Raw genomic sequence first — 23,742 nt, 5'->3', positions numbered from 1 at the left:
TTCTGGTGAACACTGTGCTCGTGGACCTCGACGAACTGATCTCCCGCCTCGACCTGCCCACCAAGATCCGCCTGCTGACCGGGGCCGACATGTGGTCGCTGCCCCCGCTGCCCGAGATCGGGCTCGACCGCCTCGTGATGAGCGACGGGCCCATCGGCGTACGCGGTGAGCAGTGGAGCGCCGCCGACCCCTCGATCGCCCTGCCGAGCCCGACGGCGCTGGCCGCCACCTGGGACGTGGAGCTGGTCAGGCGGGCCGGGCTGCTGCTGGCGCAGGAGGCGCGGCGCAAGGGTGTGCACGTGCTGCTCGCGCCCACGCTCAACCTGCACCGCTCCCCGCTCGGCGGCCGGCACTTCGAGTGCTTCTCCGAGGACGCGTACCTGACGGGCGAGATCGGCGCCGCCTACGTCGAGGGGGTGCAGGAGGGCGGGGTCGCCACCACGCCCAAGCACTTCGTGGCCAACGACTTCGAGACCGACCGCTTCACCGTGGACGTGGTGGTCGGCGAGCAGGCACTGCGCGAGCTGTACCTGCGGCCGTTCGAGCGGGTGGTGCGCGCCGGAGCCTGGGGGCTCATGACGGCCTACAACGCGGTGAACGGCACCACCATGACCGAGCACGCCGAGCTGGTGCACGGGGTGCTCAAGGACGAGTGGGGATTCGACGGGTTCGTGGTCTCGGACTGGACGGCGGTCCGCTCCACCGAGGCCGCCGCGCTCGGCGGCACCGACGTGGCCATGCCGGGGCCGGGCGGGCCGTGGGGCGAGCGGCTGGAGGCGGCCGTGCGGGAGGGGCGGGTGCCGGAGTCTGTCGTGGACGATCGGGTCCGCCGCATCCTGCGCCTGGCCGAACGCGTCGGCGCCCTCCACCCCGCCGGCCCTGCCCCCGTCGTCAGAACCGAGGTCATCGACGGCGTGGCGCTCACCCGGGAGATCGCCGCCCGCGCCGCCACCCTGCTCGTCAACGACGGCGTCCTCCCCCTCCAGGGCACCCCCACGCTGGCCCTCGTCGGCGCGGCGGCCCGCGAGGCACGCGTGATGGGCGGCGGCAGCGCCCAGGTCTTCCCCGACCGGATCAGCTCGCCGCTGCAGGCCCTGTCCGAGCGCGCCGACGTCCGGTACGCGCTCGGCACCGACCCCCGCATCCGCCTGTCCCCCCTGCCCGGCCCCGTCACGGCCCAGTTCCTGGACGAGCACGGCGCGGTGCTGATCGAGCAGCCGCTGGCCACCGGCGAGGCCCGCTGGCTCGGCCACCTCCCGCCCGGCCTCGACGCGGACCGGCTCAGGACGGTCCTGCTGCGGGCCGCGTACACGGCCCGGGAGAGCGGCGAGCACGAGCTGTCGGTCGCCGGAGCGGGCGCGTTCAAGCTGACCGTGAACGGCGAGACGGTGCTCGACGAGATCATCGGCGTGGACGGCGGCGACCCGGCGGCGGCGTTCCTGTCACCGCCGGAGAAGCGGATCGGCGTGCCGATGACGGCCGGGGAGACCTACGAGCTGACCCTGACCCACCCGCCGGGCAGGTTCGGCGGCATGGCGATCGTGTCGTTCACGCTCGGCCACGCGGAGCCGACGCCGGGCGAGGACGAGCTCATGGCGCAGGCGGTGCGCGTGGCGCGCGGGTGCGACGTGGCGGTGGTCGTGGCCGCCACCACGCCGGAGGTGGAGAGCGAGGGCTTCGACCGGACGGACCTGCGGCTACCCGGCCGCCAGGACGAGCTGATCAGCGCGGTGGCCGCGGCGAACCCGCGCACGGTGGTCGTGGTCAACGCCGGCTCGCCGGTGGAGATGCCGTGGCTGCCCGAGGTGGCGGCGGTGCTGCTGACCTGGTTCCCCGGGCAGGAAGCGGGGGCGGCGCTGGCGGACGTGCTGTTCGGGGACGCCGAGCCCGGTGGGCGGCTGCCGACGACGTGGCCGGAACGGCTGGCGGACGCCCCGGTGACGGCGGTGACGCCGGTGGACGGGCAGGTGTTCTACGACGAGGGCGTCTTCACCGGCTATCCGGCGTGGCGGAGGGCCGAGCGGGCACCCGCGTTCTGGTTCGGCCACGGCCTGGGCTACACCACCTGGTCGTACGACTCGATCGCGGCCGAGGGCACGACCGTGACCGTGGCGGTCACGAACACCGGCACCCGCCCGGGACGGGAGGTCGTGCAGGTCTACGCCGGGCCGCGCAGGCGGCTGGCCGCGTTCGACGTGGTGGAGGCGGAGCCGGGACAGAGCGTGGTGACCACCCTGTTCCTGCCGGAGCGGGCCTTCCAGGTGTGGGAGGACGGCTGGCGCACGGTCGAGGGCGAGCAGACGGTGGAGGTGGGCCGCAGTTCGGCCGATCTCAGGCTGTCGGCTACGGTGAAGATCTAGTCACAGCCGGGGAACGGCCGGGGGCGCGTTTTCCATACTGCACCAGTTGGTTTGTATCCTTCTGAGCATGGCAAAGTCCGAGGACTCAGAGAAGCCGGGGCGCATCAAGCAGCTCCGCATGATCGCGCAGATCATCAAGCAGGCCAATCCCAAGGGGATGCCGATCGTCTTCCTTTCGGCGGTGGGCACGCTGGCTGTGGTCGTCGTGATCGGTCTGGTCACGGGCTACCTGTGGTATTCGGTGTTCATCGGCATCCTGGCCGCGCTCACCGTCGGCCTGGTGGTGTTCGGCCAGCTCGCGCAGCGCGCGCAGTATTCGATCCTGCACGGCCAGACCGGCGCGGCTGCGGCCGTGCTGCAGGGCATGCGCGGCAACTGGCAGGTCACCCCCGCCATCGCGGTCAACCGCGACCAGGACCTCGTGCACCTGGTGGTCGGCTACCCGGGCGTCGTGCTGGTGTCCGAGGGCCCGGGCAACCGGGTGGCCAAGATGCTGAAGGCCGAGAAGCAGCGCATCTCGCGGGTGGTGCTGGGCGTCGAGATCTACGACGTGCAGTGCGGCGACGGCGAGGGCCAGGTGCCGCTCGGCAAGCTGCAGCGGCACCTGATGAAGCTGCCGCGCAACCTGAAGAAGCCGTCGGTCAACGAGGTCAAGGACCGCCTGCGCTCGCTGCCGCGCAACATGCCGATGCCCAAGGGCCCGATGCCCAAGGGCGCCCGCATGCCGCGCGGCCCCAAGATGCGCTAGTGCTGTCGCCTTCGTCGCGGGCCAACCGCGGCTGGTGGGACGGCAACGCCGACGACTACCAGGTCGAGCACGGCTCGTTCCTGCGTGACGACGGCTTCGTCTGGGGCCCGGAGGGCCTCGACGAGGCCGACGCGCGCCTGCTCGGCGAGGTGCGCGGGCGGCAGGTGCTGGAGATCGGCTGCGGCGCCGCCCAGTGCGCGCGCTGGCTCGCGGGGCAGGGCGCGCGGGTGGCGGCGTTCGACATCTCGCACCGCCAGCTCCGCCACTCCCAGCGCATCGATCTCGGCACCGGTGCCCGCGTGCCGGTGGTGCAGGCCGACGCGGAGGCGCTGCCGTTCGCCGGCGGCTCCTTCGACGTGGCCTGCTCCGCGTACGGGGCGCTGCCGTTCGTGGCCGATCCCGCGGCTGTCTTCCGCGAGGTGCGCAGGGTGCTGCGGCCGGGCGGGCTGTTCGTGTTCTCCGTGAGCCATCCCGTGCGGTGGGCCTTCCCCGACGATCCGGGGCCCAGGGGGCTGACGTCCGACCGGTCGTACTTCGACCGCAGCCCGTACGAGGAGCGCGACGAGCACGGCGTGCTCACCTACGTCGAGCACCACCGCACGATGGCCGACTGGGTGAACCTGCTGGTGGCCTCCGGGCTGACGATCACCGGGCTGCTGGAGCCCGAATGGCCCGAGGGGCACGAGGGGGTGTGGGGCGGCTGGAGCCCCCTGCGCGGCCGTCACCTGCCCGGCACGGCCGTCTTCAGCTGCGCGCGTACCTAGCCGCCATGGCGTGGAAGACCTCCTTGGGCTCCCAGCGCGTCTCGTCCAGCATCCTGACGACGCCGTACGAGCCGAGGTCGGCCTCGCCGAGCCGGGTGTAGCCGGCGAAGGTGAACCAGAGCGCGGTCTCGACCCCCTCCCGCTCGAAGAGGTCGAGCAGCTCGGGGTCGCGGCCGGAGACGCGCACGACCTGGCAGTGCAGCTCGTCGGCGATGACCCGCATCTCGCGGGCGACGGTCTCGGCCTCGAAGACCTTACGGGAGCTGCCGCCCTCAGGCAGGAACCCCGTGTCGTAGTTGATGCCCTTCTTCACGAATCGTCTCCCTCGATGGATGAGAAGCCGTGTTCCAGGAGGTCGAACGCCAGCTCGACCTCCTCCCCCAGGAGCCGCCCCGCCTCCTCCAGCGGCACCCCCGTGGACAGCCGGTGGAAGAACGACTCCTGCAGCGTGGTGATGGCGGCCGTGACCTGCGCGGCCAGGAGCGTCGCCGCCCGGCCGGCCCCCGCCCCGGCGAGCGCGGCGGCCAGCTCGTGGCGCTGCGCCATGTTCGTCTGGTGGACCCCGGCCAGCAGCGCCGGGCTGGAGGAGATCACCCGGATCCTGGTCATCAGCCCCTCGACGTCCACCTCGCCGGTGCCCCGCGCGGCCATGCCGCGGTAGTGGGCGCGCAGGGCGCCGAGCGGCGACTGCCCTTCGGCGCGTCCCGCCACGAGCGCGGCCGTGTCGTCCTTGACCGCGTCGAGGACCAGGCAGTCCTTGCTCGGGAAGTAGGCGAACAGAGTGACCTTGGCGACCCCGGCCGCCTCGGCGACCTCGTTGACCGTCACGGCGTCGTAGCCGCGCTCGTCGAACAGCCGCAGCGCCACCTCGGAGATCCGCCGCCGGGTCTCCTCCTTCTTGCGCTCCCTGAGCCCCGCCATCATGCGGACAGCATAAACCGTACCGGGTACAAATCTGAACCCGGTACGGTTTTTCGCCGATCGGCTACATGCGGACGACCATGGTGTTGGACGCGCGGTCGTGGATGCCGCGGTGGTCGCGGTCCCAGATCAGGGCGGGCACGAGCAGCGCCAGCAGCACCGTGCGCACCGCGACCGGCAGCAGCCGCGGATCGCCGCCGTCCATCGCGGCGACCCTGACCCCCATCAGCCGGTGCCCGAACGTCTGGCCCATCCACCCGACCAGCACCAGGTACTGCAGCGCGAAGACCAGCACCGGCGCCCACGGCGACTCGGCCGGGTTCGTCCTGAGCAGCAGCTGCACGACCACCCAGGTGCAGATCATCCAGTCGATGACGAGCGCGCCGATCCGGCGCCCCCACCCCGCGATCGACCCGCTGCCCTCCTCCGGCAGACCCAGGCGCTGGCCCGGATATCCGAGATCGACGCCGGCGGACCTGACCCCGCCCAGCCAGGTCTGTGTCCACCGGGGCTGCTTGCTGCTCATGCCTCCACGGTAGCCGCCCGGTGGGCCGGTCCTGATTGTGACCCAACCGCGTCGCGGACCGGCCATCATGTACGCCATGCCGAACGGGGATGATCTCGACCAGCGCTTCAACGAGCTGGTCGCGCAGATAGACGCCGAGCAGCGCCGCAAGATGCGCGCGGCGGCGAAGAAGGGCGCCAAGGAGTCACGGCGGGCCAGGGGCGGGGACGCCGGGCGCTTAGGCCGCGACGGGGACCGCGCCGGATGGGAGCGCCCCGGCTGGGACAGTACCGTGTGGGACGCCACCCCGGCCGCGCCCGAGCGCCGGCGCAGGATGGGGCGGGCGTGGCTGGTGCTGGCCGGGCTCACGGCGGTGCTGGCGGCGGCGAGCGCCGTCGTCGCGCTGCGTCCCGACCTGCTCGTGCCCGAGGGGGCGGTGCCGGAGGAGACGATGCCGGTCGCGGCTCCCCTGGCGTCGCAGAGCGCCGCGGCCCCGGCGGGCGGCGGCCCGGTCCCCGAGGAGACGCAGCCGGTGCAGCCCGATCCGCAGGGGCCCTTCGCGGGGTCGCCGGCGGAGGGGTGGGCCGAAGGCATCGCCGGGTTCGCGATGCCCGAGGCCAAGGCGATCGGCGGGCTGTCGAAGAAGGACGTGGCCGCGGGGATGGAGCGCACGCGCAAGCTGCTGGCCGCGGCGCACCTCGACCGCGAGACGCTCATGGGCGGCGAGCCGAAGGCGTTCATGAAGCTGCTGCACCCCGAGGAGCGGTCCTGGTTCAAGAAGCACCTGAACCGGGGCGGGCGCAAGAGCACGCGCGGATGGGTGACGAGCTTCGCGCCGAAGACCGCCGAGCAGGCCAGCGACGTGATCAAGGTGCACGGCAGGACGAAGCTGGCGTCGTTCAGGAAGAACGGGTACAGCGGCGCCAAGCTGGAGATCAACTACATCGTCGTGCACGCCGTCCAGCGGCCCGGGCAGCCGCGGACGGTCATCAGGCTGGCCACGCACGAGCGCGGCACGGTGCTGCTGTACCGCGAGGCGGGAGCGCTGGTGACCTGGATCGAGAGGTGGGGCGGAAGCGCGGCGCCCGCCCGATGCGACGTCAAGGACGCCTACATCCACCCCTACTACGCCGACTCCGTACCGGACGCGGAGGTCCCGCGAGGCGGGCCCGCGGTGGACCCGTACGACCTGGACGCGCCCGAGGGCAAGGGCGAATGCCGCACCTCCGCAGGCACGTGAACAACACCCCGGCACACCTTTGCATCAGCCTGACCCTGCGTAACACGTGCGAAACAATCGAGACACCATACGGAAACGGCCACGCCCTAGCGTCGCAATGATGGCCAGTCCCCAGGGAGGTTCGAGAGTGTTCAACTCCGCCGACGACGTCCTGAAGTTCATCAGTGACGAAGGGGTGCAGTTCGTCGATGTCAGGTTCACCGACCTGCCGGGGACGACGCACCACTTCACCTTCCCGGCAGAGAACTTCGGCGCCAGCGTCTTCACCGATGGGCTCATGTTCGACGGCTCGTCGATCCGCGGCTTCCAGCAGATCCACGAGTCCGACATGCTGCTGCTGCCAGACCCGTCCAGCGCCGTGGTGGACCCGTTCCGCCAGCACAAGACGCTGAACCTGAACTTCTTCGTGCACGACCCGCTGACCGGCGAGGCCTACAGCCGCGACCCGCGCAACGTCGCCCGCAAGGCGGAGGAGTACCTCAAGGGCACGGGCATCGCCGACACGGTGTACTTCGGCCCTGAGGCCGAGTTCTACATCTTCGACGACGTGCGCTTCGAGACGAAGCAGAACGCCGGCTACTACTACATCGACTCCATCGAGGGCGCCTGGAACACCGGCAAGGCGACCGAGGGCGGCAACCTGGGCTACAAGCCGCGCTACAAGGGCGGCTACTTCCCCGTCCCGCCGATGGACCACTTCACCGACCTGCGCTCGGAGATGGTGCGCAACCTCATCGAGGCTGGCATCGAGGTCGAGATGCAGCACCACGAGGTCGGCACGGCCGGTCAGGCGGAGATCGACTTCAAGTTCGGCACGCTGCTCAAGACCGCCGACAACCTCATGCTCTACAAGTACGTGATCAAGAGCACGGCCCTGGAGTACGGCCACACGGTCACGTTCATGCCCAAGCCGATCTTCGGTGACAACGGCTCCGGCATGCACTGCCATCAGTCGCTGTGGAAGGACGGCTCGCCGCTCTTCTACGACGAGGTCGGCTACGCGGGCCTGTCCGACACCGCCCGCTACTACATCGGCGGCCTGCTCAAGCACGCGCCGTCGCTGCTGGCCTTCACCAACCCGACGGTCAACTCCTACCACCGGCTGGTGCCGGGCTACGAGGCCCCGGTCAACCTGGTCTACTCGCAGCGCAACCGCTCGGCCTGCGTGCGCATCCCGATCACGGGCTCCAACCCGAAGGCCAAGCGCATCGAGTTCCGGGTGCCGGACCCGTCGTGCAACCCGTACTTCGCCTTCTCCGCGATGCTGATGGCGGGCATCGACGGCATCCGCAACAAGATCGAGCCGCCGGAGCCGGTCGACAAGGACCTCTACGAGCTGCCGCCCGAGGAGGCCCGCAACATCCCGCAGGTGCCGGGCTCGCTCACCGACGTGCTCGCCGCGCTGGAGGCCGACCACGACTACCTGCTCGAAGGCGGCGTGTTCACGCCCGACCTGATCGAGACGTGGATCGCCTACAAGCGGGAGAACGAGGTCGACCCGATCCGGCTGCGGCCGCACCCGCACGAGTTCGAGCTGTACTACGACGTGTGACGGCGGGGTTTTCTGGCCTCGGCGATCTTCCAAGGAACGGACGCTGAGCTGGGAGAACGTTCTCGTCCTTGCTCGTTGCTTCCTGTCCCTTCTCATCGTCTGACCGAACAGAGACCGAACAGAACGGCCCGGCATCGAATCACGATGCCGGGCCGTTTCTGCACGTGGAAGGGAGTGCCGGTCAAGCGGCCCCCGGTTGCGCGTACTGCGCGTCCTCCCAAGCTCTCACGTCGGCCTCCCGATACCGGACATACTTGCCGATCCGCATGTACTTAGGGCCCGTCCCGTCCGAGTTCATCTTGTAGATCGTCTTCTTCGGCACGCTGAACCGCGTCGCCAGATCGTCCGTAGTCAGGTGCACCTCTGCCATCGGGCCCTCCGCACGCTTCCCGTTCATTCCCATCCGCGTCCATTATGACGCATTTGACGCGTTTCGATCAATCTGACGTGTCAAGTACGTCATCGCTGCTAGTCGGCCTGTGCAGCCCCACCGACCACGAGAGCCACGGCAGCGGACAGCACCAGCGCGCTCCCGCCGAGCACACCCCACGTCGCGACCGCCAGCATCCACACCGCGACAGCCGTCAGCACGATGCCGACCGCGCCCGCCCCGTGCCGCTCCAGCTCCTCGAGTACCGCGCCGACCGCGACGACGACGAGCGGCACCGTCACCGCCAGACCCGAGCCGGCCACCGGCGCCAGCGGCGCGGCCGCCCAGACGACCGCCAGCCACGCCGCCACCAACTCCATCCGAGAGAGCATCCTCATCGGGTCTCCAGACGCTCCAGAATCTCCTCAGGAAGGGCGTACGCCTCTCCCCCGTCCTTGCCGACCAGCCACACCCGCCCGTCCTTCACGAGCCGCTTGAGCTGCGTGTGGATCTCGCTCGGTGGTGCCGTCACCCGCCGCTTGAGCACCAGGTGCAGCAGCTCCCCCAGCTCCAGAGCCAGGCCGTCCGCGTCGGCGAGCACGTCGATGATCGCGGCCTTCACGTCACCCGGCGTCGAACGCGGCTCGTCCCCCGCGGCGGCGCGCTTGCCCGCGCGCGGCTCGCGCCCGTCCTTCTTCGCGCGGGTGTACTCCTCGATCCAGCCCATCGTCAGGTCGTCGATCTGGCCGGCGGCGGGCTGGCGGGCGATGTACTTCGGCTTCTCGGTGTACAGCCACCGCATCAGCGCGGCCCGCCGGTCGATTCCGGACAGGTAGGCAAGGCCCTGCGTCAGCTTCCCGTTCTTGAATGTCGCCGGGAGCAGCGACGGGTCCTGCGGGAGCCCCATCTGGTAGGCCGCGCCGGGCGTCTGCGTCCGCAGCGCGCACGCGTTCTTGCGGAGCTGCGCCCGCAGCGTCACCGACCCGCCCAGCTCGGTCATGTTCGGGTCCTGCGCAACCAAGACGATCCCGCCGCCGCCCTTACGCCAGGTCTTCGCGCCGGACGCGAGCGTGGCCACGGCCTTCTTGCCGTGCACGTCGTGCGTCAGCAGTTCCGGCGCCTCCTCCAGGACGAAGAAGATCCCCGTCATGCCGCCCGCGTCGGAGTCACCGGGCACCAGGTGCGTCTTGCCGATCCGCTCGTCGCCGTCCTCATCCACCCATGGAATCCGCGCAAGATGGCGCACGCGGCGGCGCATCACCCAGTGCCACAGCTCCAGCTCGTCCGCGCAGTCGTCCTCGCCGAGAGCGCAGCGGTGGGTGCGGTCGTTCCAGTCGGGCATGGAGCCCCCCTGCGGGTCGAGCAGCACGGTGGCGACCTTGTCAGACTGGTGGGCCAGACCGAGCAGCGTCTCCACTGAGCGGGACTTGCCCGCTTCGGAGTCGCCGACGATGATGCCGTGCCGCATGCCGCCGGACTCTGTGAAGAACGCCCAGTGGGCCGGGGCGAGGTCGTAGAAGTAGCCGATGTGCGCGCGGCCGTCTGCGCCGATGCGGGGCTGGACGTCCTCGAACCGGCGTACCTGCGCCAGCGTGTCATCCTGCAGCAGGGTGAACAGGGCGCGGGAGTTGTCGCCCGAGGGCGACGGCTCCAGGACGGCGAGCTGCGTCGAGGTCTGGAACGCGGAGGCGACCTTTCCGGCCGCCTGCATGATGTCCTTGGTCTCCTTCTCGCCGGGCACCGCCCGGATCTCTGCGCGGTACCCGGCGTCGATCCGCTTCGGCGTCGTCAGCGTCATGCCGTCCAGAGCCTTGCCCTTGGCGGCCAGGCGCTCGTTGAACCGCGCGATGATCCGCGCCACCTCGGGGTCGAGCGCGACCTGCTCGACGGTGATCAGCGGCTCCTCCTCGACCACCGGCGCGCGGCCGGGCAGGGGCAGGCGGCGGTGCCGCCGCCAGTGCAGCAGCGCGAACGTCAGCCAGCCGGCCACCCCGACCTCGACCACCAATCCGGTGGGGCCGATCGGGGCAGTGGCGATGAGCCAGGCCGCGCCGAACGCCGCGGCGGCGACGTTCTGGCGGGCCTGGACTGCCTTCCGGACCGGGACCACGGCCGTGGCCGCCGCGATGAGGACGGCCACGGCCGGGTGGACCGGCAGCAGGTAGATCCCGGCTGATAGCGGTAGCGCTATTAGCCACGCGAACGGAGCCGCCATCACCATGCGGTATCGCTGACGGAACGCGACCCGCCTCACCGTGCGGGCGACCTCATCGTTCGGCTTCTGCTTGCTGACCTTGGACAACGGGAGCTCCTTTCGCGTGGGTGGTGCTGGGCGTGCTGCGGACGTCAGCCCTCCGCGTACGCCTCCTTGTCGGCCACGTTGTCCACGCCGCCGACCGCCGCGTGAGCCTCGGCCACGGAGGACTGCGCGGCGGCCAGGGCCGCGATCTCCGCGTGCTGGGCGGCAAGCTGGGTCGCGGTCTCGTGCGCAGCCATCAGCGCCGCGATGAGCGCGCCGCGACCCATACGCTTCGCCGCCAGGCCACCCATCTGGCCGTCGATGGCTGCGGCCACCTGCGTCATGTCTGTGCTGGCGGTCGCGTGGTCGTGCCTGAGCTGGGGGAATGAAACAAATTCGGCGTTCACGGTGGTCCCTTCGGGCGTGTCGTACATGGTCAGGTCGGTGACGGGCTTGTCAGTGGGCGGATGGTCGGCGGGTGCCAACAGTTCGGGCGTCTCCTCGGGTGCTTCCTCCTCGGTCTGCGGGGCTTCCTCCACGGCGGCCTCGACCACCTCGGCCTCTTCGATCTCGCGGGTGGCCTGGTAGTCGCGGTAGGCCTGACGGGCACCCTCAGTGGCCTGGCGACCGATGCGGACTGCGCCACCGAGGACCTTGAGCAGTCCGTACGTTCCACCCGCGACCGCCGCGGTGGTCCCGCCGACGATTCCGAAGGCGAGGGAGGTCCACCAGCGGAGGTTGCGCGGTCCCGGCGGGGCGCCGGACGCGGTCGGGCGGGTGAGGTACTTCTGGGCCTGGTCGTAGTGGGTGCGCGCGGCGGTGAAACCGCGCCGGAACTCGAGCTCTGCCTGCGCCGTGCCGGCCCGGAGGCCGCCCATGGTGGCGGCGCGGGCGTCGGGGCGCTTGACCAGCGCGGCGGTGATGACTCCGGACAGGGCCAGCAGCAGGAGGACGGTGATCACCTGCGGCCTCCCTCGACGTCGGCGGTCATGGTGTCCTGCCATGCCTTCTTGGCGTCGCGGCCGAGGTCGGCGGTGTTGATGCCGAAGACCGTGATGGCGCTGACGACCAGCAACGTGGGGATGACCGTGGCAACGATCGCGGTGGCGCGGCCGACCTTGTTCGACTTGCCCCAGACGTCCGCGAGCCAGATGGCCGCGCAGACGCCCAGCAGGATCGCCGGGATGACGGGGTGCAGACGGCCGGTGACCGCGCGGACGATGGCCTCGAAGAACGTGCCGATCAGGCCGACGCCGGCGACGAGCATCCACCAGGCGGTGAACTTCGGCGCGGTCTTCTTCCAGATGAATCCGACACCGAATGCGAGCATCAGGGCGGTTACGCCGCCGAGTCCGACGAGCAGGTTGTCCACCGTGAGGGGTCCTTTCAGGCGAAGAAGTACAGGATGAGCGAGGCGACGATCGCAGCCGTGGTCAGCTCGGGCAGGAAGATCGTCATGGCGGGGATATAGAACGCCGTGTACAGCAGCGCGCGGGCCAGCAGCAGCACCCGCCACGCCCACACCAGCGCGCCGACGTCGCCCGGCAGCCACGGCGGCGACCACCGCTCCCGGACGAACGTGACCGGGCTGGCCAGGTAGGAGGGCCGCTCGCGGGCGATCCAGTCCGACAGCGGGCCCTGGACGAACTCGACGAACTGGTCCAGTCGCGGTGCGGCGGGCCTGGTGGGCGCCGGCGGCTGGTCGTCGCGCAGGGGCACGACTGGGGCGACCGTCTCGCCCTCGTCGGTGGCGGGCTGGGGCTGCTCGGCGCTCTGGTCGGGCTGCTCGTCCTTCGGCTGCGACTCGGCGGGGTACGGGGAGCGGATACTGCGCATGTTCACCTCCTCTGGCGGTTGACGTCGTCGCCGCTGCTACGGAGTTCGGCGGCGTAGTGCGTGTAGAGCCGATCGCCCTCGGCCTCGTCGGCGTTGTGCACGTCTGCGAGTTCGGCCGTGAGGTAGCGGATGGCCTCGTGGAACGCCTCCTTGGCGGTCTGCGCGCCCGCGATGCGGGCGTGGAAGCGGGCCTTGCGGGCCTTGCGGCGGGTCGGCTTGGTGGACACGTGACTCCTCCCGATCGTCACGGACGGTTACGGCTGGCGGGGCCGTGGTACGCTCTCGCGCACGTGCGCGCACGTACACCCGCGCGCGTTGGGTCGCCTCGCGACGGCGGTCTGAGCCTCTGATCGGCAGTGAGCGCGGCCTGGCGGCTGGTCACGGGCGGTCACGCCTGCATGAGGGTGGCGATCACGGTGTCCCAGTCGATCCAGGTCATCTCCTCCTGCTCCGGCACCAGCTCGTGCATGCCGACTAGGTGCCGGGCGAGCACGTCAGCGGGCGTGCGGAACACCGCCAGGAGCAGGTCCCCTTGCGTGATCCCGAGTAGCACGTACGCGCCGTCCGAGGACGGCTGGACCCGCAGTGCGGTGCGGTCCGGCTTCGACAGGCACTCGGCCCGACCGTTCAAGCCGTCCAGGAGGACGATCCGAGGCGCAGCCACCGTGAGGGGCCAGTCCTCGATCTCCAGGCGGACGAAGAACGGGTCGTCCGTCCGGTAGGTCAGCCACCCGTTGTGGAACTCGTCGTTGGCCTCGTCCCACATGGGCAGGTAGCAGCCGAGTTCGGTCGTCTGGTCCGTCCGGTTGGTGCTCATCAGTTCGTCCCCTTGTCGTCGTTGTCGTCGGCGGACGAACTGTTCTCGTCCGCGCCGTCCGTGGCGGACGGGCCGTCGGCAGTCGCCCGCTCCGTCTGCGCGGACGAGCCGGTCTCGTCTGCGCCGTCCGTGGCGGACGGGCCGTTCGCCTGCAGCGCCCTCAGCAGCGCGCTGGCACGCTCGTTGCTGATCGTCTGTCCGGCCGCCTTGACCCCGGCCGCGAGGCGGTCGCGTGTCAGCCGGACGCCGGCCCGCTGATGGTCGGCGAGGATCGTCCGTCCGAGCGGCAGCACGTCCGCGACGTCCGCAGTACCTGCGGACCGTCCGCCCGTCTGCGCCGTCCGTCCGCCGTTCGTCCGCCCGGACAGGCGTCGTCCGTCCGCGCGCTTCTTGCCGCGCCGTCCGGCCGGACGGGACTTGCTGACCACATCGTCCGTCCGCTTCTGCTCGGGCTCGTCGTCCGCCGTCCGTCCGCCGTCCGTCTGGCCTTCGTCCGCCGGGCTCGTCTGCTCGTCCGTGGAGTTCTCGTCCGCAGTCCGTCTGCGCATGAGCACGTCCCGCCAGCGCGCGCGGCGGGCCGATTCGTCCGCCGTCCGGCCGCCGTCCGTCCGGCTGTCGTCCGCGCCGTCCGTCCGCGCCCCGTCCGTCCGCTCGTCCGCCGGACGAAGCTCGGCCACGGCCAGCGGACGGTACATCGGGAACATGCCGCCGCCGACGCGGTGGACGAACTGCGCGATCGTCTGCTTGGCCGCCAGCGCGTCCGGGTCCACGCCGTGCAGCTCCTCCGACAGGGCGGCGAGTTGCGTCAGCGCGAGCTCCAACTGCGTCCGCTGCGCGACGACCACCGCCGTCTGCGCCTCGTCCACCGTCCGCCACGTCGCCCGGACGGCGCGGCGCGTCCGCACCACCTCGACGGCGACGTGCGGCGACTGCACGCCCTCGCTGATCGCCCACTTGAACGCGGCGAACGTCTCCTTGGTGTGCAGCAGCCAGCGCAGCACGCTGAACTTCGGCGCCCTCGGGTCGATCAACCCCTGGGCCCGAAGGTCCTGGCGGTGCAGATGCCGAGAGTGCATCGACCACAGCCACGGCGAGGCGAGCGAGCAGGCGGCGAACAGCTCCGGGTAGTCCTGCACGTGCGTGTACGACAGGTACCCGGCGCCCGCGCCGATCAGGTACGAGGTCATCCGGGTCGTCCAGGCTGCGTCACCCTCCCGCAGCGCCACGTGAGCGTGCCAGGAGACGTACACGGCGACGGACTCGACGATCCCGGCCGCGAGGATGGCCCACACAGGCGGGAGACCGCGCTGCAGGAACGCCATCGCCTGACCGCTGACAGCGACGAGGTTGACCCCGAGGTTTGTCGTGCTCATGACCAGCAGGCGGCCAGCCGTCCGGGTCCGCTCGGTCCAGACCTCGCGCCGCTTCCGCCACTTCGCGCGGTTGCGCTCGGCCTCGGCGTCGGCCTCGGCGACGATCCGGGTCTGCTCCTGCTCGGCCAGCTCGCCCGCCCGCTCGGACAGTGCGGCGCGGTGCTCGGCCTCTTCGAGCTCTTGCTTGCGCCGGGCCGTTTCGCGAAGCCCCGCCTGCTCCAGGCGGATGCGCTCCGCCTCAAGCCGTGCGTGCTCGCGGTTCGGGTTCGGGGCGAGCAGTCTCACGCAGCCACCTCGTAGAAGCCGATGCCGAGGCGGCGGCGCTCGGTCGGGGTGGTGCCGCCGATGACGCCCCAGGCGTCGAACGGCATCGTCCGTGCGCGGTTCACGCACTCGCCGGCCAGGCCGGTGAACGGGCAGCCGGCGCAGAGGCCGCGGGCGTAGTCCTCGTCGTGGGCCTGGCTGTCGTCGAGGGGGTACCAGTCGTCGGGGTCGGTGCCGGGCTGGCGGCACTTGGCGTCGCTGGTGAGGATCGCGTCGAGGTCAGGGGTGGGGTCGGATGTGACAACGCCGAACGGCGGTGCCACGATGTGGCTGGGCATCGGGTCTCGGTTCCTTTCACGAGGGTGGAGAGACCTGGTGTTTAGGGCCCCGCCTGGAAGTGGAGTTCCGGGTGTGGGCCCGCAGGGGCTTGTGGTGTGCGGCTTTCCGGTGGAGCGGAGGGCCGCTTTTTCATGCTCTGCTACGCTGTGTTTACTAGTAAACAGCGTGGCAATAGCCATGCTGCATCACCGGACGATCACTGTCAAGCCCGCAGGTGAGAAGCACCATCCGCGTCGCCGTACTACGATCAACGCCAGCCAGAACAGCCCAACGAAGGAGCCCGCCCGTGCCGGTCGCGAGGTTTCCCGAGGTCCTCGCCGACCTCAGGACCAAGATCCTCGACGGCACCTATCCCCCGGGCGAACCCCTCCCCCACACCGAAGACCTCATGCGCGCCTACGGCGTCAGCAGACAGGTCATCACCAACACGATGCGGGCCCTCAAGGAGGAGGGACTGGTCTGGCGCGTCGCCAACAAGGGCATGATCGTCCTCGGACCAGCCGTCGCCATCCAGATCCCTATGGCCATCGACTTCCGCGACGAGCCCACCGCGTGGGCAGCCGCGTGCCGTCGAGCCGGGATCACTGGCCATCTAACAACCGTCAATAGTCTTGCCACGCCCGCGACTGAGGAGGTCTCCCACATCCTCCGTCTTCCGGCCAAGGCAAAAGTGATCATCGGCGAGATACGCGGCGACATAGAAGGCCAACTCGTGTGCCTCGATCAGTTGTACTGGTCGATGGAGCGGCACGACGCCCGCAGCTACGATGTGGAGCGCTCAACGGCCCTTGTAGAGCTGCAGACCCGTGTCCGTGCGGCCAGCCCGAAGGAGGCACTGACGTTCCGGGTCAGTCGCGGCAGTCCTCTGCTCGACCTCACCCGTATTACCTACAACCAGGCTGGCCAGCCTCTTCAACTGCTGCGCCGGCTGGCCAACCCGCAAAGGGTGCACATCGTGGATCAGCGGCTGCCGCTCACGTCGCCCTGAACGGCGGATCCTCTCGCTGAGCCCGCACCAGCACGTGATCTTCCAGACGACGAACGGCTGAGACACGGAAGCCTGCGGTAGGCAGTTCGCCTCCCGTCGAGGAGGCCGCGCGGCCGGGCAGGTGGACAAGGATCTCGTCAACCAGACCTGCATCGGCGTACAGCTCGGCGAGTCCACCTGCACTGAGCATCAGCAGCGACCGGACTCCCGCTGCGTATAGGGCCTGCAGCACCTTCTCCGGCTTGCCCCGCGGTAGTTCGCCAGGCAGGCCGAACGTGTCGCCATGCCCGCCCGGTGTGCCCTCCCGCAACTGCCCATCCGGGCCCACCACAGCGTCGTACCCGTGCGCGTCGAGAGCAGGAACCTGGCTGTGATCCTCGGCGCCGGCGCTGTACGCCCAGGTCACGAACGGGGTACCTCGCCCCAGCGCGGTCAGCCAGGGACGCAGCACCAGCTCGGCCTCGTCGGCCAACACCCCAACCTCGACGTCTACCCCTGCCCGGCGCAGCTCGGCCACGCCACCTTCTCCTCGGGACGTAGGGTCAATGACGGCAACCACTACGCGAGCAATCCCAGCCTCGATCAGCAGCGCGCGGCAGGCAGGAGCGCGACCCACATGGTTGCAGGGTTCCAAGGTCACCACAGCCGTCCCGCCGCGTGCAGCGGCGCCGGCCGCAGCGAGGGCATTGCCCTCCGCATGCGCCTCACCCTTGCGACGGTGAAAGCCCTCGCCAACCACCCGTCCGCCAGCGTCGAGGATCACACAGCCCACCGGCGGGTTCGGGCTCGTCGTGCCGAGCCCCAGCGCCGACACCGCAATCGCACGCCGCATCGCTGCGACCTCTACTGTGGACGCCATCAGACCGCAGACGTGGCGTCGAGCTCGGCCAGGAACTCGGCGACAGGGTTCAGATGTGCATGGCGTGCGAGCTGAGGTGCGACCGAAGTGACCATGGAGAGGATTCTGGTCGATCCGCTGTCCTGGGCAACAGTAAGCGCTTGAATGGCGGCGCTCGCCGCAGCTTCCGGCTGGCGCTCCGCAGCAAGCGCGACCGACAACCCGGCGTGGGCAAGCCCGCGGTCCCGTTGGTACGTCGGCGACAGATCCGTGATCGCGGACTCGAACGCCTGCACTGCCCGCCCGGGACGCCCGAGAGTGAGCCAGACCCGGCCGCGCTGCATCTCGATGTACGCCGGCGTGCAGAAAGAGCCGTGGCCAGCCCGAGCGTCGCCAGCATCGTCCGTGATCGCGCACTCGCGCGCGCGATCAAGCAGGTCGTGCGATGCCAGCTCAGCTCCCTCCAGCGCCAATCCATGTGCCTGTTGCTGAAGAATCGCAGCCAACATGGGACCAGCGACGTTGCCTTGCTCACGGCATGCGGCCTCGGCGAGACTCACCACCTGAGCGCCATTGCCAACCGATTGCGCCTGCTGGCTGCGCCGGAACAACGTCCACGCGACCATCGGACGGTCGCCAGCTTCCAACGCCCACTCCATCGCGTGCCCCGTCCAAAGACGGCTCGCGGTCAGGTCGCCAGCATCCTCATACAGCCATGCCGCGGACTCGGCGTACTTCGCTGCGAGGCGGAGGGAACCGTCCCGAAGCGGCGGACGCACATGGCGAAGTAACGCCGTCAAGATCGTGAGCTGAGTGCAAACGCCGCCAAGGGCATGCCGCGGGCCCAGCAAGTTATCTGTCCGAACCAGCGTGTGCCACTGCTCTCCCACATGCGAAAGCAGTTCCTCGGTATGACTCGGAGATAGACGCTGCATGCGGCGATCCACCAGCGGGTCCTCAAGGGGTACAGGCAGAGCCAGCGGATTCACCACCTTCATGTCGTCGTGAGGCGGAACTGTAGCGGCCCTCGTCCGGCTTCGAGCATTCGCGCGTTCGGGAACCAACTCCACGAGTTCGCCAGCAGCTTGCAGCTCCCCATCGAGCTTGTGAGCCAGCGGCAGAGACGGGCGCTTCAGGTCATTCGCGACTTTTGACAGATATCCGACGTCGTAATGGATGGCCGTGGCCAGCTTGCGCAATGAGACGCCGCGCTCCTCCATCAGCGCTCGCATCTTCTCACCGAAGCTAGTCATTGCCTGCCCACGCGTCGGAAACGGTGTTGACCTGTTGACCACTGTTGCCTGCTGACCGAAGGGCAACGGTCAACATCTCCCACGGTAGCCCCAGTCGGCGATTCCATGGCTGACAGAAGGCATATCACGCTGGCCAACCTGCTTGTCGGCCCTGATTCGCCTCCAGAAATGGTTCGGCCCCGGCCCGGTGCGTGAACACCGGGAAAGCCCGGGGCCTTGATCAGGAATCGAGGTCCTGACCCATGCAGAAGCGTAAAGCCATCCAAGCTCCACGGCACCACAACGAGCAAGCCTCATGAGCGTCAGCAGGATGGCTCCCCACGATGCGGCCGGTGGAGGCCGCTACGACTTCACCAAACCGTCCATCGCCCGCGTCTGGGACTTCGCCACGGGCGGCAAGGACAACCTCCCTCCGGACCGGGATGTGCTGGACGCACTGGAGCAGACCGCGGGACAGATCCGCACGGCCGCCCGCGCGCAGGTGGAGTTCGTCACCCGCGCCACCAGGGTGATCGCCAAGGAGCACGGCATCCGCCAGTGGCTGAACCTGGGGTGTGGTCTCCCGCCGCAGAACGGCGAGACCACGTACGACACAGCCGTTCAGCACCACAAGGGGACACGCGTCGTTTACGTGGACAACGACCGGCACGTGGCGGTCCACGGGCGGGCGCTGCTCGACATCCCCGGCGCGGCCGGCCTGATCGAGGGCGATGCCTGGGACGTGGACGCCGTGCTCAGGCACGAGGCGACGAGGAGCCTGCTCGACCCGGGCCAGCCCGTGGGGATCATCGCCACGGCGCTCGCGCATTTCGCGCCGGACGAGCAGAAGCCAGCCAGCATCTTGCGTCGCTACATGGCGCATTTTCCGTCCGGATACTTCATCTTCAGCCACGCCCGGGACGATCTCCTGAGGTCGGAGGAGCGGGCCAAGATGATCGCGGACTACAAGGCGACGGCCGACATCTATCCCCGCTCCCTGGATGTGATTGGATCCATGTTCCTCGGCGGCCTCGAACTCCTTGAGCCGGGCCTGGTGGAGGCCTCCGCCTGGAGACCTGATATTGCGATGCCGCTCGACGTTGGCCGCGCTCACTTCGTCGCCGCGGTGGCGGCGTTCGGCCGATCCATGGCGGTGGCGTCGTGAATCGGGTCAGCGATCGTACGGACCGCGGGTGGGCGGATCGCCTTGAGCTGGAGACCGGCTACTGGTGGCTGGTTCTCCAGGTGGAGGAGTTGGTCATCGCGTTCTACCGAGGCTACTGGAACCCGGCTGGCGTCTACCACACGGGCGACTGCTACGACCCCGAGGCGCTGTGGGCGTGCATTCGCGACACGCAGCATCAGAGCCGTCTGTGGGCGATCCAGAACGGCGTGCGGCCTGTACCGCCTGTCCTGGAGCAGCAGCTCCCCGACGCGCTGCGGACGGCGGTCGGGTGATGAGACGAGACGCGGCCAGACAGACGCCCCCGTACGCAGCCGGGGCAGCTACGCCGCGTCTCAGCGTGACCGGCCTGCACCGCTCGTCCACGGCCGGTCACGCGCTACCGGCGCGGGCCTCGGAGGATCCAGCACCGTCATGGCCCGCGCTGGCCGACGCTCGCCGCTTCCGGTGGGATGGCCACCGGAAGCGGCGAGCACCAGACTCCCCTGGGCGGCGCCTGCCCGCACGAGCCGGGCTTCCTAGTTACGGCGTCCAGAGGACCGAGGAGACCCCTCCTCACGCGGCGAATCCCGAGTTACCCCGTCTCGGACCCGCCGTGCCTTCACCCTGCGCGCTCTCCCCCCTGGCCAGGGTGAAGGGGGCCGTGGGACGGCGTTCGCAACTGCTCACCCGCCGTCCCACGGCCGCACATCACCAACCAAGCCACGAGCACAACCCGGTGATCAATATGAGCCGAGACAACCCCACCACGAGGGCACACCTGCAGCTTCACGCCCTTCGCCGCGTATACCCGGGCTGGGACATCATGCGTGGCCGCGAGAACGACGTTGAGGTGTGGGGTGCCATTCCCCGCTTCACGATCACGAAGCCCATGGAGGCGGCGGGAGTCAAGCTCGTCATCCGCGCACCCGACTGCTACACGCTGGCCCCCGCGCTGGCCCAGCAGCAGCACCTCGCCCACATGTTCCGCGCCACCACCCGCACCACCTGAAGGGAGGCATGCCCGCATGCCTCTCGCCGCCCTCGGCTGGGCCCGGTCCGGGGCGGCCCCAGCCGTGGGGCGGCGAAGCCGCTCATGCCGTCCCACGGTTGCCCTCCCTCACGAAGGAAACCCCTTGGACCCGTTCATCGCCCACCCCTACTACATCCCCAGCGGCCCGCCACGGCCATGGGTCCGAACGCTGATGCGCTGGATCGGCTGGAGAGAGGTGACCATGGGGGCAGAGCCCTACAGAGGGCTCGCCGACGACTATCACACACTGCTCGGTGACCTGGCCGAACACACCTGGCGCGTCGGCATCCTGCCCGAGGCCGTAAGCACCCGGCCGCGCCCGTCCGCGGTGGTCGTCGATCTCGGGGCGGGGACCGGCATCGGTGGCCGGCTCCTCGCCACCCACCTGCCCCAACTCACGCGCATCGGCGTGGACCGCTCGGCGGCGATGCTCGCCCAGGCCGCTGATGCCTACGAGCACACCCTGCTCTCCTCCATCGACGTCCTGCCGCTGAGCGACGAGTCAGCCGACCTGATGGTGTCCGGATTCGACACCCTCAACTACCTGCCCATCCCGGCACTCGGCCAGTGCCTACGCGAGGTGGCACGCTGCCTGCGGCCGGGCGGCCGGCTCATCGCCGACTTGTCCTCTCCGCACCTGCTGCGCTGCCACTGGCGCGACCACAACGACGTGCAGGAATTCAGAGACGGCACCGTGCACTGGCACCACCGCTACGACCCCGAGCGCGACCGGTGCGTCAGCGTCGTCGAACGCCGCGACGCTGCCCACGCGACCTGCTGGCGCGAGACCCACACCCAGTACGCGGTGGACGCCGACCAGCTACACGACCTGGCCGACGCAGCAGGCATGCACGTGGAACGCGTCCGCGACCTGGAGAGCGACCGCTACAACCCTGCCACGTTCACCCACGTGTGGACTCTGCGGAAGAAGGCGAGGTAGACATGCCCCTGGCCACCATGTCCCGCGAGCTGCATCACCACTTCGGCACGGACATACGCCCGATCACCCTGGCGACCCTCAACCGTGTCGATCTGCTGCCCACCTATCTGCAGGCCGGTGCCGACGTGCACGGCAGCCACAGCCTGTTCTACTGGCTGCGTGCCCGCGGCCGGGGGCACGTCGTGAGCCGCGACAACGCCGCGATGGGCCTGTCCTGGCGCGACGACGTTGAACGGTTGATCGCCATCCGCCCGGTCGGCCCTCTTGACGCCGTGGTGCGGCTCCTCGACGATGTCGCCCGGGTGGCCCATGACCGGGCAGAGCAGCCCCTGGTCGTCCGGTACTGCTCACCAGCCGTCGCCGACTACCTACGCGACCAGGGATGGACGGAGATGAGCGGGCCCTGGCACGCCGACGCGCCGGCCGACGACGAAACCCACCCTGAAGTGATCGTCACCGCTCCCGCCGTCGAGCTGCCCGGCGGCCGCAAGTACAAGCCGCTGCGGGAGGCGGTGTTCCGGCACGCCTCCAGCTACCACTACACCGCCCGGCCCACGCCGCTTGGCATCGGCGAGACCACGCTCATCCACGCCGACGCAGCGCGGGCCAACGACTACGATTTGCACGAGCTCGGGTTCAACGACGCCGTCACGGCCAGCCTCATCTCCCTGCACCATGATCGGCTCACCTACCACTATCTGACCCGGCGGGACCGGCTGGCCGCCTTTGCCATCACCGCCGACATCACCGGCATCGCCCACGGCTACTACCTGGCCGCCCGCAGCGAGCCCCGTCTGGTCACCTACTTCCTGTGGCTGATCTACCTGCAGCAGCGCCGCGCCGGTGCCTCGGCGCTGAACCTCGGCGGTTCAGAAACCAGGCCGCTGTACGAGTTCAAGAGGCACACCTTCCCCGATCACATCCTGCAGCGCACCTGCCTGCTGCAAAGCCCCCAGTGAGAGGTGACCATGCCCACCACCACGTTCGTCATCCACAACGCCGACGTCACCCGGCCCGACCGGACCTGCACCACGATGCTCACCCAGCAGGAGGAAGACACCTTCGTCCGTCAAGGTGTCGTCGTCCCCGACAACCGCATTCCTGACGGCCTGCTCGACCTGCTGCGCGAGGCGATCGACCAGCAGGTGGCCGCCCACTTCCCCTCACCCGGCGACAAGACGTACGACAAGGAGTTCGCCGGGCAGTACGTCCGTGACCCGCACAAGCAGGACCCGCGGATCGCCATGATCCCGCTGCAGTCCTTCGGCCTGGCCGACACCGTCCGCTGCCTGCTCGGCCCCCGGATCGTGCTGCGCAACTCGAACGTGCGCGTCACCCGCCCCCGGACCGGGGACGGAACCGTGTGGCACACCGACTACCGGCCCCACACCTCACCACCGTCACGCCTGGTGTCCGCACCCACCGTGATCACCTGCCTGATCTACCTCGACGCGGCGGATGACCAGACCGGCCCGCTGCTGGTGGTGCCGAGCAGCCACCACCGTCACGACCAGCCACCGGCGACGGACGACACCTTCGACGACCAGGTCATGATCCGCATCGAGCCTGGCCAGATCGTGCTGATGAACGCCGCCCTGTGGCACCGCGGCGGCGCCAACCACAGTGAGCAGACGCGCCGCCTGCTCACTCTGCAACTGTCGTCGATCTTCATGCCGGAGTTCAACTTCGAGCCCAGTCTCCCCTCGGCCGCCTATCAACGGGTGCTCGAACAGGCGCGCACGCGCGAGGACGAGCCGCTGCTGGAACTGCTCGGCCACGGCGGGCTCAATCCGCTCAGCGCCCGCTACTGATTCCCGCCAGGAGGACGGATGATCCTGTACCGCGTGGCCGTCACGGTGGACCCTGGCCACCTGCAGCGCGCTCATCGGCTATTCGCCGAGTTGGTCGATGCCAGCCGCCAAGTGCCAGGAGTGATCGACTTCGACATCCTGCAAGACCCTGCCGATCCCCACCGCTTCGTGTCGATCGAGGTCTACGCCGACGAAGACGCGGTAGAACGTCAGGGCAAGCTGCCGCAGCTCCAAGCAGTGATGGACGCCTTCCAGACGCTGCTGATCATCGGGCCGAAGGGAACGAGGTTCGTCGTGCTGGCCAGTGAGCCGTGGCCGTAGCAGCCGCCGCCCCGCCCGCATGGCAGCGCAACGAGCACGGAGTGTGAAAGCCTTGCGCCCTAGCGTGCTGCCGTTCCTCGCCCATACTT

28 protein-coding genes are annotated in these 23,742 nt (G+C 69.6%); 13 read left to right on the top strand and 15 right to left on the bottom strand.

The window, feature by feature from the left end; all coding sequences use genetic code 11:
- The first annotated feature begins 5 nt into the window (after positions 1-5).
- The 3 genes from LCN96_RS17370 to LCN96_RS17360 all read left to right on the top strand — a co-directional run bounded on the left by LCN96_RS17370 (position 6) and on the right by LCN96_RS17360 (position 3,872).
- On the top strand, positions 6-2,360 hold the full coding sequence (locus LCN96_RS17370) for a beta-glucosidase family protein (protein ID WP_311132308.1): 2,355 nt from the start codon (positions 6-8) through the stop codon (positions 2,358-2,360).
- Positions 2,361-2,427: 67 nt separating this feature from the next.
- A complete protein-coding gene (locus LCN96_RS17365) occupies positions 2,428-3,108 on the top strand; it encodes a DUF4191 domain-containing protein (RefSeq protein WP_225273706.1) in 681 nt (226 codons plus the stop codon).
- Positions 3,108-3,872 (top strand): class I SAM-dependent methyltransferase, encoded by a 765-nt coding sequence (locus tag LCN96_RS17360; RefSeq protein ID WP_225273705.1) that lies wholly within the window; start codon positions 3,108-3,110, stop codon positions 3,870-3,872. The genes LCN96_RS17365 and LCN96_RS17360 overlap by 1 nt, the downstream gene beginning before the upstream one ends.
- On the opposite strand, the gene LCN96_RS17355 is transcribed toward LCN96_RS17360, so the two are convergent.
- The 3 genes from LCN96_RS17355 to LCN96_RS17345 form a co-directional block, all read right to left on the bottom strand.
- Positions 3,853-4,185: a hypothetical protein gene (locus LCN96_RS17355; protein WP_225273704.1), complete on the bottom strand. Its 333-nt coding sequence runs from the start codon at positions 4,183-4,185 to the stop codon at positions 3,853-3,855. The two genes, LCN96_RS17360 and LCN96_RS17355, sit on opposite strands and share 20 nt — an antisense overlap.
- On the bottom strand, positions 4,182-4,796 hold the full coding sequence (locus LCN96_RS17350) for a TetR/AcrR family transcriptional regulator (RefSeq protein WP_225273703.1): 615 nt from the start codon (positions 4,794-4,796) through the stop codon (positions 4,182-4,184). The genes LCN96_RS17355 and LCN96_RS17350 overlap by 4 nt, the downstream gene beginning before the upstream one ends.
- A gap of 61 nt (positions 4,797-4,857) precedes the next feature.
- Positions 4,858-5,319, bottom strand: coding sequence for an RDD family protein (locus LCN96_RS17345; protein ID WP_225273702.1), 462 nt, complete (start codon positions 5,317-5,319; stop codon positions 4,858-4,860).
- A gap of 76 nt (positions 5,320-5,395) precedes the next feature.
- Between LCN96_RS17345 and LCN96_RS17340 the strand changes: the two genes are divergently transcribed.
- Both LCN96_RS17340 and glnA read left to right on the top strand, forming a co-directional pair.
- The gene (locus LCN96_RS17340) at positions 5,396-6,538 is read left to right on the top strand and encodes a hypothetical protein (RefSeq protein ID WP_225273701.1); all 1,143 of its coding nucleotides are present in this window, start codon (positions 5,396-5,398) and stop codon (positions 6,536-6,538) included.
- Between the two features lie 127 nt (positions 6,539-6,665).
- Positions 6,666-8,090 carry a type I glutamate--ammonia ligase gene (gene glnA, locus LCN96_RS17335; RefSeq protein ID WP_311132307.1) on the top strand — a complete coding sequence of 475 codons (1,425 nt, stop codon included), beginning with the start codon at positions 6,666-6,668 and terminating at the stop codon, positions 8,088-8,090.
- A 181-nt stretch (positions 8,091-8,271) separates the two neighbouring features.
- Here glnA and LCN96_RS17330 read toward each other — a convergent pair whose 3' ends face one another.
- From LCN96_RS17330 to LCN96_RS17285, 10 genes are all read right to left on the bottom strand, one after another.
- A complete protein-coding gene (locus LCN96_RS17330; protein WP_225273698.1) occupies positions 8,272-8,460 on the bottom strand; it encodes a helix-turn-helix transcriptional regulator in 189 nt (62 codons plus the stop codon).
- A gap of 98 nt (positions 8,461-8,558) precedes the next feature.
- Entirely contained in the window at positions 8,559-8,858 is a 300-nt protein-coding gene (locus LCN96_RS17325) for a hypothetical protein (protein WP_225273696.1), read from the bottom strand.
- On the bottom strand, positions 8,855-10,762 hold the full coding sequence (locus tag LCN96_RS17320; RefSeq protein WP_225273695.1) for a hypothetical protein: 1,908 nt from the start codon (positions 10,760-10,762) through the stop codon (positions 8,855-8,857). Before LCN96_RS17320 ends, LCN96_RS17325 begins: the two co-directional genes overlap by 4 nt.
- Before the next feature lie 44 nt (positions 10,763-10,806).
- Complete coding sequence (locus LCN96_RS17315) at positions 10,807-11,661, bottom strand: hypothetical protein (protein WP_225273693.1); 855 nt, start codon at positions 11,659-11,661, stop codon at positions 10,807-10,809.
- Positions 11,658-12,071, bottom strand: a complete 414-nt coding sequence (locus LCN96_RS17310; RefSeq protein WP_225273691.1) for a hypothetical protein — start codon at positions 12,069-12,071, stop codon at positions 11,658-11,660. Before LCN96_RS17310 ends, LCN96_RS17315 begins: the two co-directional genes overlap by 4 nt.
- Positions 12,072-12,085: 14 nt before the next feature.
- Entirely contained in the window at positions 12,086-12,535 is a 450-nt protein-coding gene (locus LCN96_RS17305; protein ID WP_225273690.1) for a hypothetical protein, read from the bottom strand.
- Positions 12,536-12,537: 2 nt separating this feature from the next.
- Entirely contained in the window at positions 12,538-12,762 is a 225-nt protein-coding gene (locus LCN96_RS17300) for a hypothetical protein (protein ID WP_225273688.1), read from the bottom strand.
- Positions 12,763-12,923: 161 nt separating this feature from the next.
- Positions 12,924-13,352 carry a hypothetical protein gene (locus LCN96_RS17295; protein WP_225273686.1) on the bottom strand — a complete coding sequence of 143 codons (429 nt, stop codon included), beginning with the start codon at positions 13,350-13,352 and terminating at the stop codon, positions 12,924-12,926.
- Positions 13,352-15,010 carry a hypothetical protein gene (locus LCN96_RS17290; protein WP_225273685.1) on the bottom strand — a complete coding sequence of 553 codons (1,659 nt, stop codon included), beginning with the start codon at positions 15,008-15,010 and terminating at the stop codon, positions 13,352-13,354. Before LCN96_RS17290 ends, LCN96_RS17295 begins: the two co-directional genes overlap by 1 nt.
- Positions 15,007-15,327, bottom strand: coding sequence for a WhiB family transcriptional regulator (locus tag LCN96_RS17285; protein ID WP_225273683.1), 321 nt, complete (start codon positions 15,325-15,327; stop codon positions 15,007-15,009). Before LCN96_RS17285 ends, LCN96_RS17290 begins: the two co-directional genes overlap by 4 nt.
- A gap of 287 nt (positions 15,328-15,614) precedes the next feature.
- Between LCN96_RS17285 and LCN96_RS17280 the strand changes: the two genes are divergently transcribed.
- Entirely contained in the window at positions 15,615-16,316 is a 702-nt protein-coding gene (locus LCN96_RS17280) for a GntR family transcriptional regulator (RefSeq protein WP_225273682.1), read from the top strand.
- On the opposite strand, the gene ribD is transcribed toward LCN96_RS17280, so the two are convergent.
- Both ribD and LCN96_RS17270 read right to left on the bottom strand, forming a co-directional pair.
- Positions 16,303-17,148 (bottom strand): bifunctional diaminohydroxyphosphoribosylaminopyrimidine deaminase/5-amino-6-(5-phosphoribosylamino)uracil reductase RibD, encoded by an 846-nt coding sequence (gene ribD, locus LCN96_RS17275; RefSeq protein ID WP_225273681.1) that lies wholly within the window; start codon positions 17,146-17,148, stop codon positions 16,303-16,305. The two genes, LCN96_RS17280 and ribD, sit on opposite strands and share 14 nt — an antisense overlap.
- A 26-nt stretch (positions 17,149-17,174) precedes the next feature.
- Positions 17,175-18,473 carry a helix-turn-helix domain-containing protein gene (locus LCN96_RS17270; protein ID WP_225273679.1) on the bottom strand — a complete coding sequence of 433 codons (1,299 nt, stop codon included), beginning with the start codon at positions 18,471-18,473 and terminating at the stop codon, positions 17,175-17,177.
- A 229-nt stretch (positions 18,474-18,702) separates the two neighbouring features.
- On the opposite strand from LCN96_RS17270, the gene LCN96_RS17265 reads away from it, so the two are divergent.
- From LCN96_RS17265 to LCN96_RS17235, 7 genes are all read left to right on the top strand, one after another.
- Complete coding sequence (locus tag LCN96_RS17265; RefSeq protein ID WP_225273677.1) at positions 18,703-19,551, top strand: SAM-dependent methyltransferase; 849 nt, start codon at positions 18,703-18,705, stop codon at positions 19,549-19,551.
- Positions 19,548-19,844, top strand: a complete 297-nt coding sequence (locus tag LCN96_RS17260) for a hypothetical protein (RefSeq protein WP_225273676.1) — start codon at positions 19,548-19,550, stop codon at positions 19,842-19,844. The genes LCN96_RS17265 and LCN96_RS17260 overlap by 4 nt, the downstream gene beginning before the upstream one ends.
- A 530-nt stretch (positions 19,845-20,374) precedes the next feature.
- Entirely contained in the window at positions 20,375-20,560 is a 186-nt protein-coding gene (locus LCN96_RS17255) for a hypothetical protein (protein ID WP_225273674.1), read from the top strand.
- Positions 20,561-20,684: 124 nt separating this feature from the next.
- The gene (locus LCN96_RS17250) at positions 20,685-21,521 is read left to right on the top strand and encodes a class I SAM-dependent methyltransferase (RefSeq protein ID WP_225273673.1); all 837 of its coding nucleotides are present in this window, start codon (positions 20,685-20,687) and stop codon (positions 21,519-21,521) included.
- A gap of 2 nt (positions 21,522-21,523) precedes the next feature.
- The gene (locus LCN96_RS17245) at positions 21,524-22,480 is read left to right on the top strand and encodes a hypothetical protein (RefSeq protein ID WP_225273672.1); all 957 of its coding nucleotides are present in this window, start codon (positions 21,524-21,526) and stop codon (positions 22,478-22,480) included.
- Between the two features lie 9 nt (positions 22,481-22,489).
- The gene (locus tag LCN96_RS17240; RefSeq protein ID WP_225273671.1) at positions 22,490-23,332 is read left to right on the top strand and encodes a phytanoyl-CoA dioxygenase family protein; all 843 of its coding nucleotides are present in this window, start codon (positions 22,490-22,492) and stop codon (positions 23,330-23,332) included.
- A gap of 18 nt (positions 23,333-23,350) precedes the next feature.
- Complete coding sequence (locus LCN96_RS17235; protein WP_225273670.1) at positions 23,351-23,653, top strand: putative quinol monooxygenase; 303 nt, start codon at positions 23,351-23,353, stop codon at positions 23,651-23,653.
- Positions 23,654-23,742 lie beyond the last annotated feature (89 nt).

Origin of the sequence: Nonomuraea gerenzanensis, from assembly GCF_020215645.1 — a bacterium.
GTDB classification, from domain to species: Bacteria; Actinomycetota; Actinomycetes; order Streptosporangiales; family Streptosporangiaceae; genus Nonomuraea; species Nonomuraea gerenzanensis.
The sequence above is the reverse complement of the archived record's forward strand: the minus strand, read 5'-3'. Positions and strand labels throughout refer to the sequence as shown.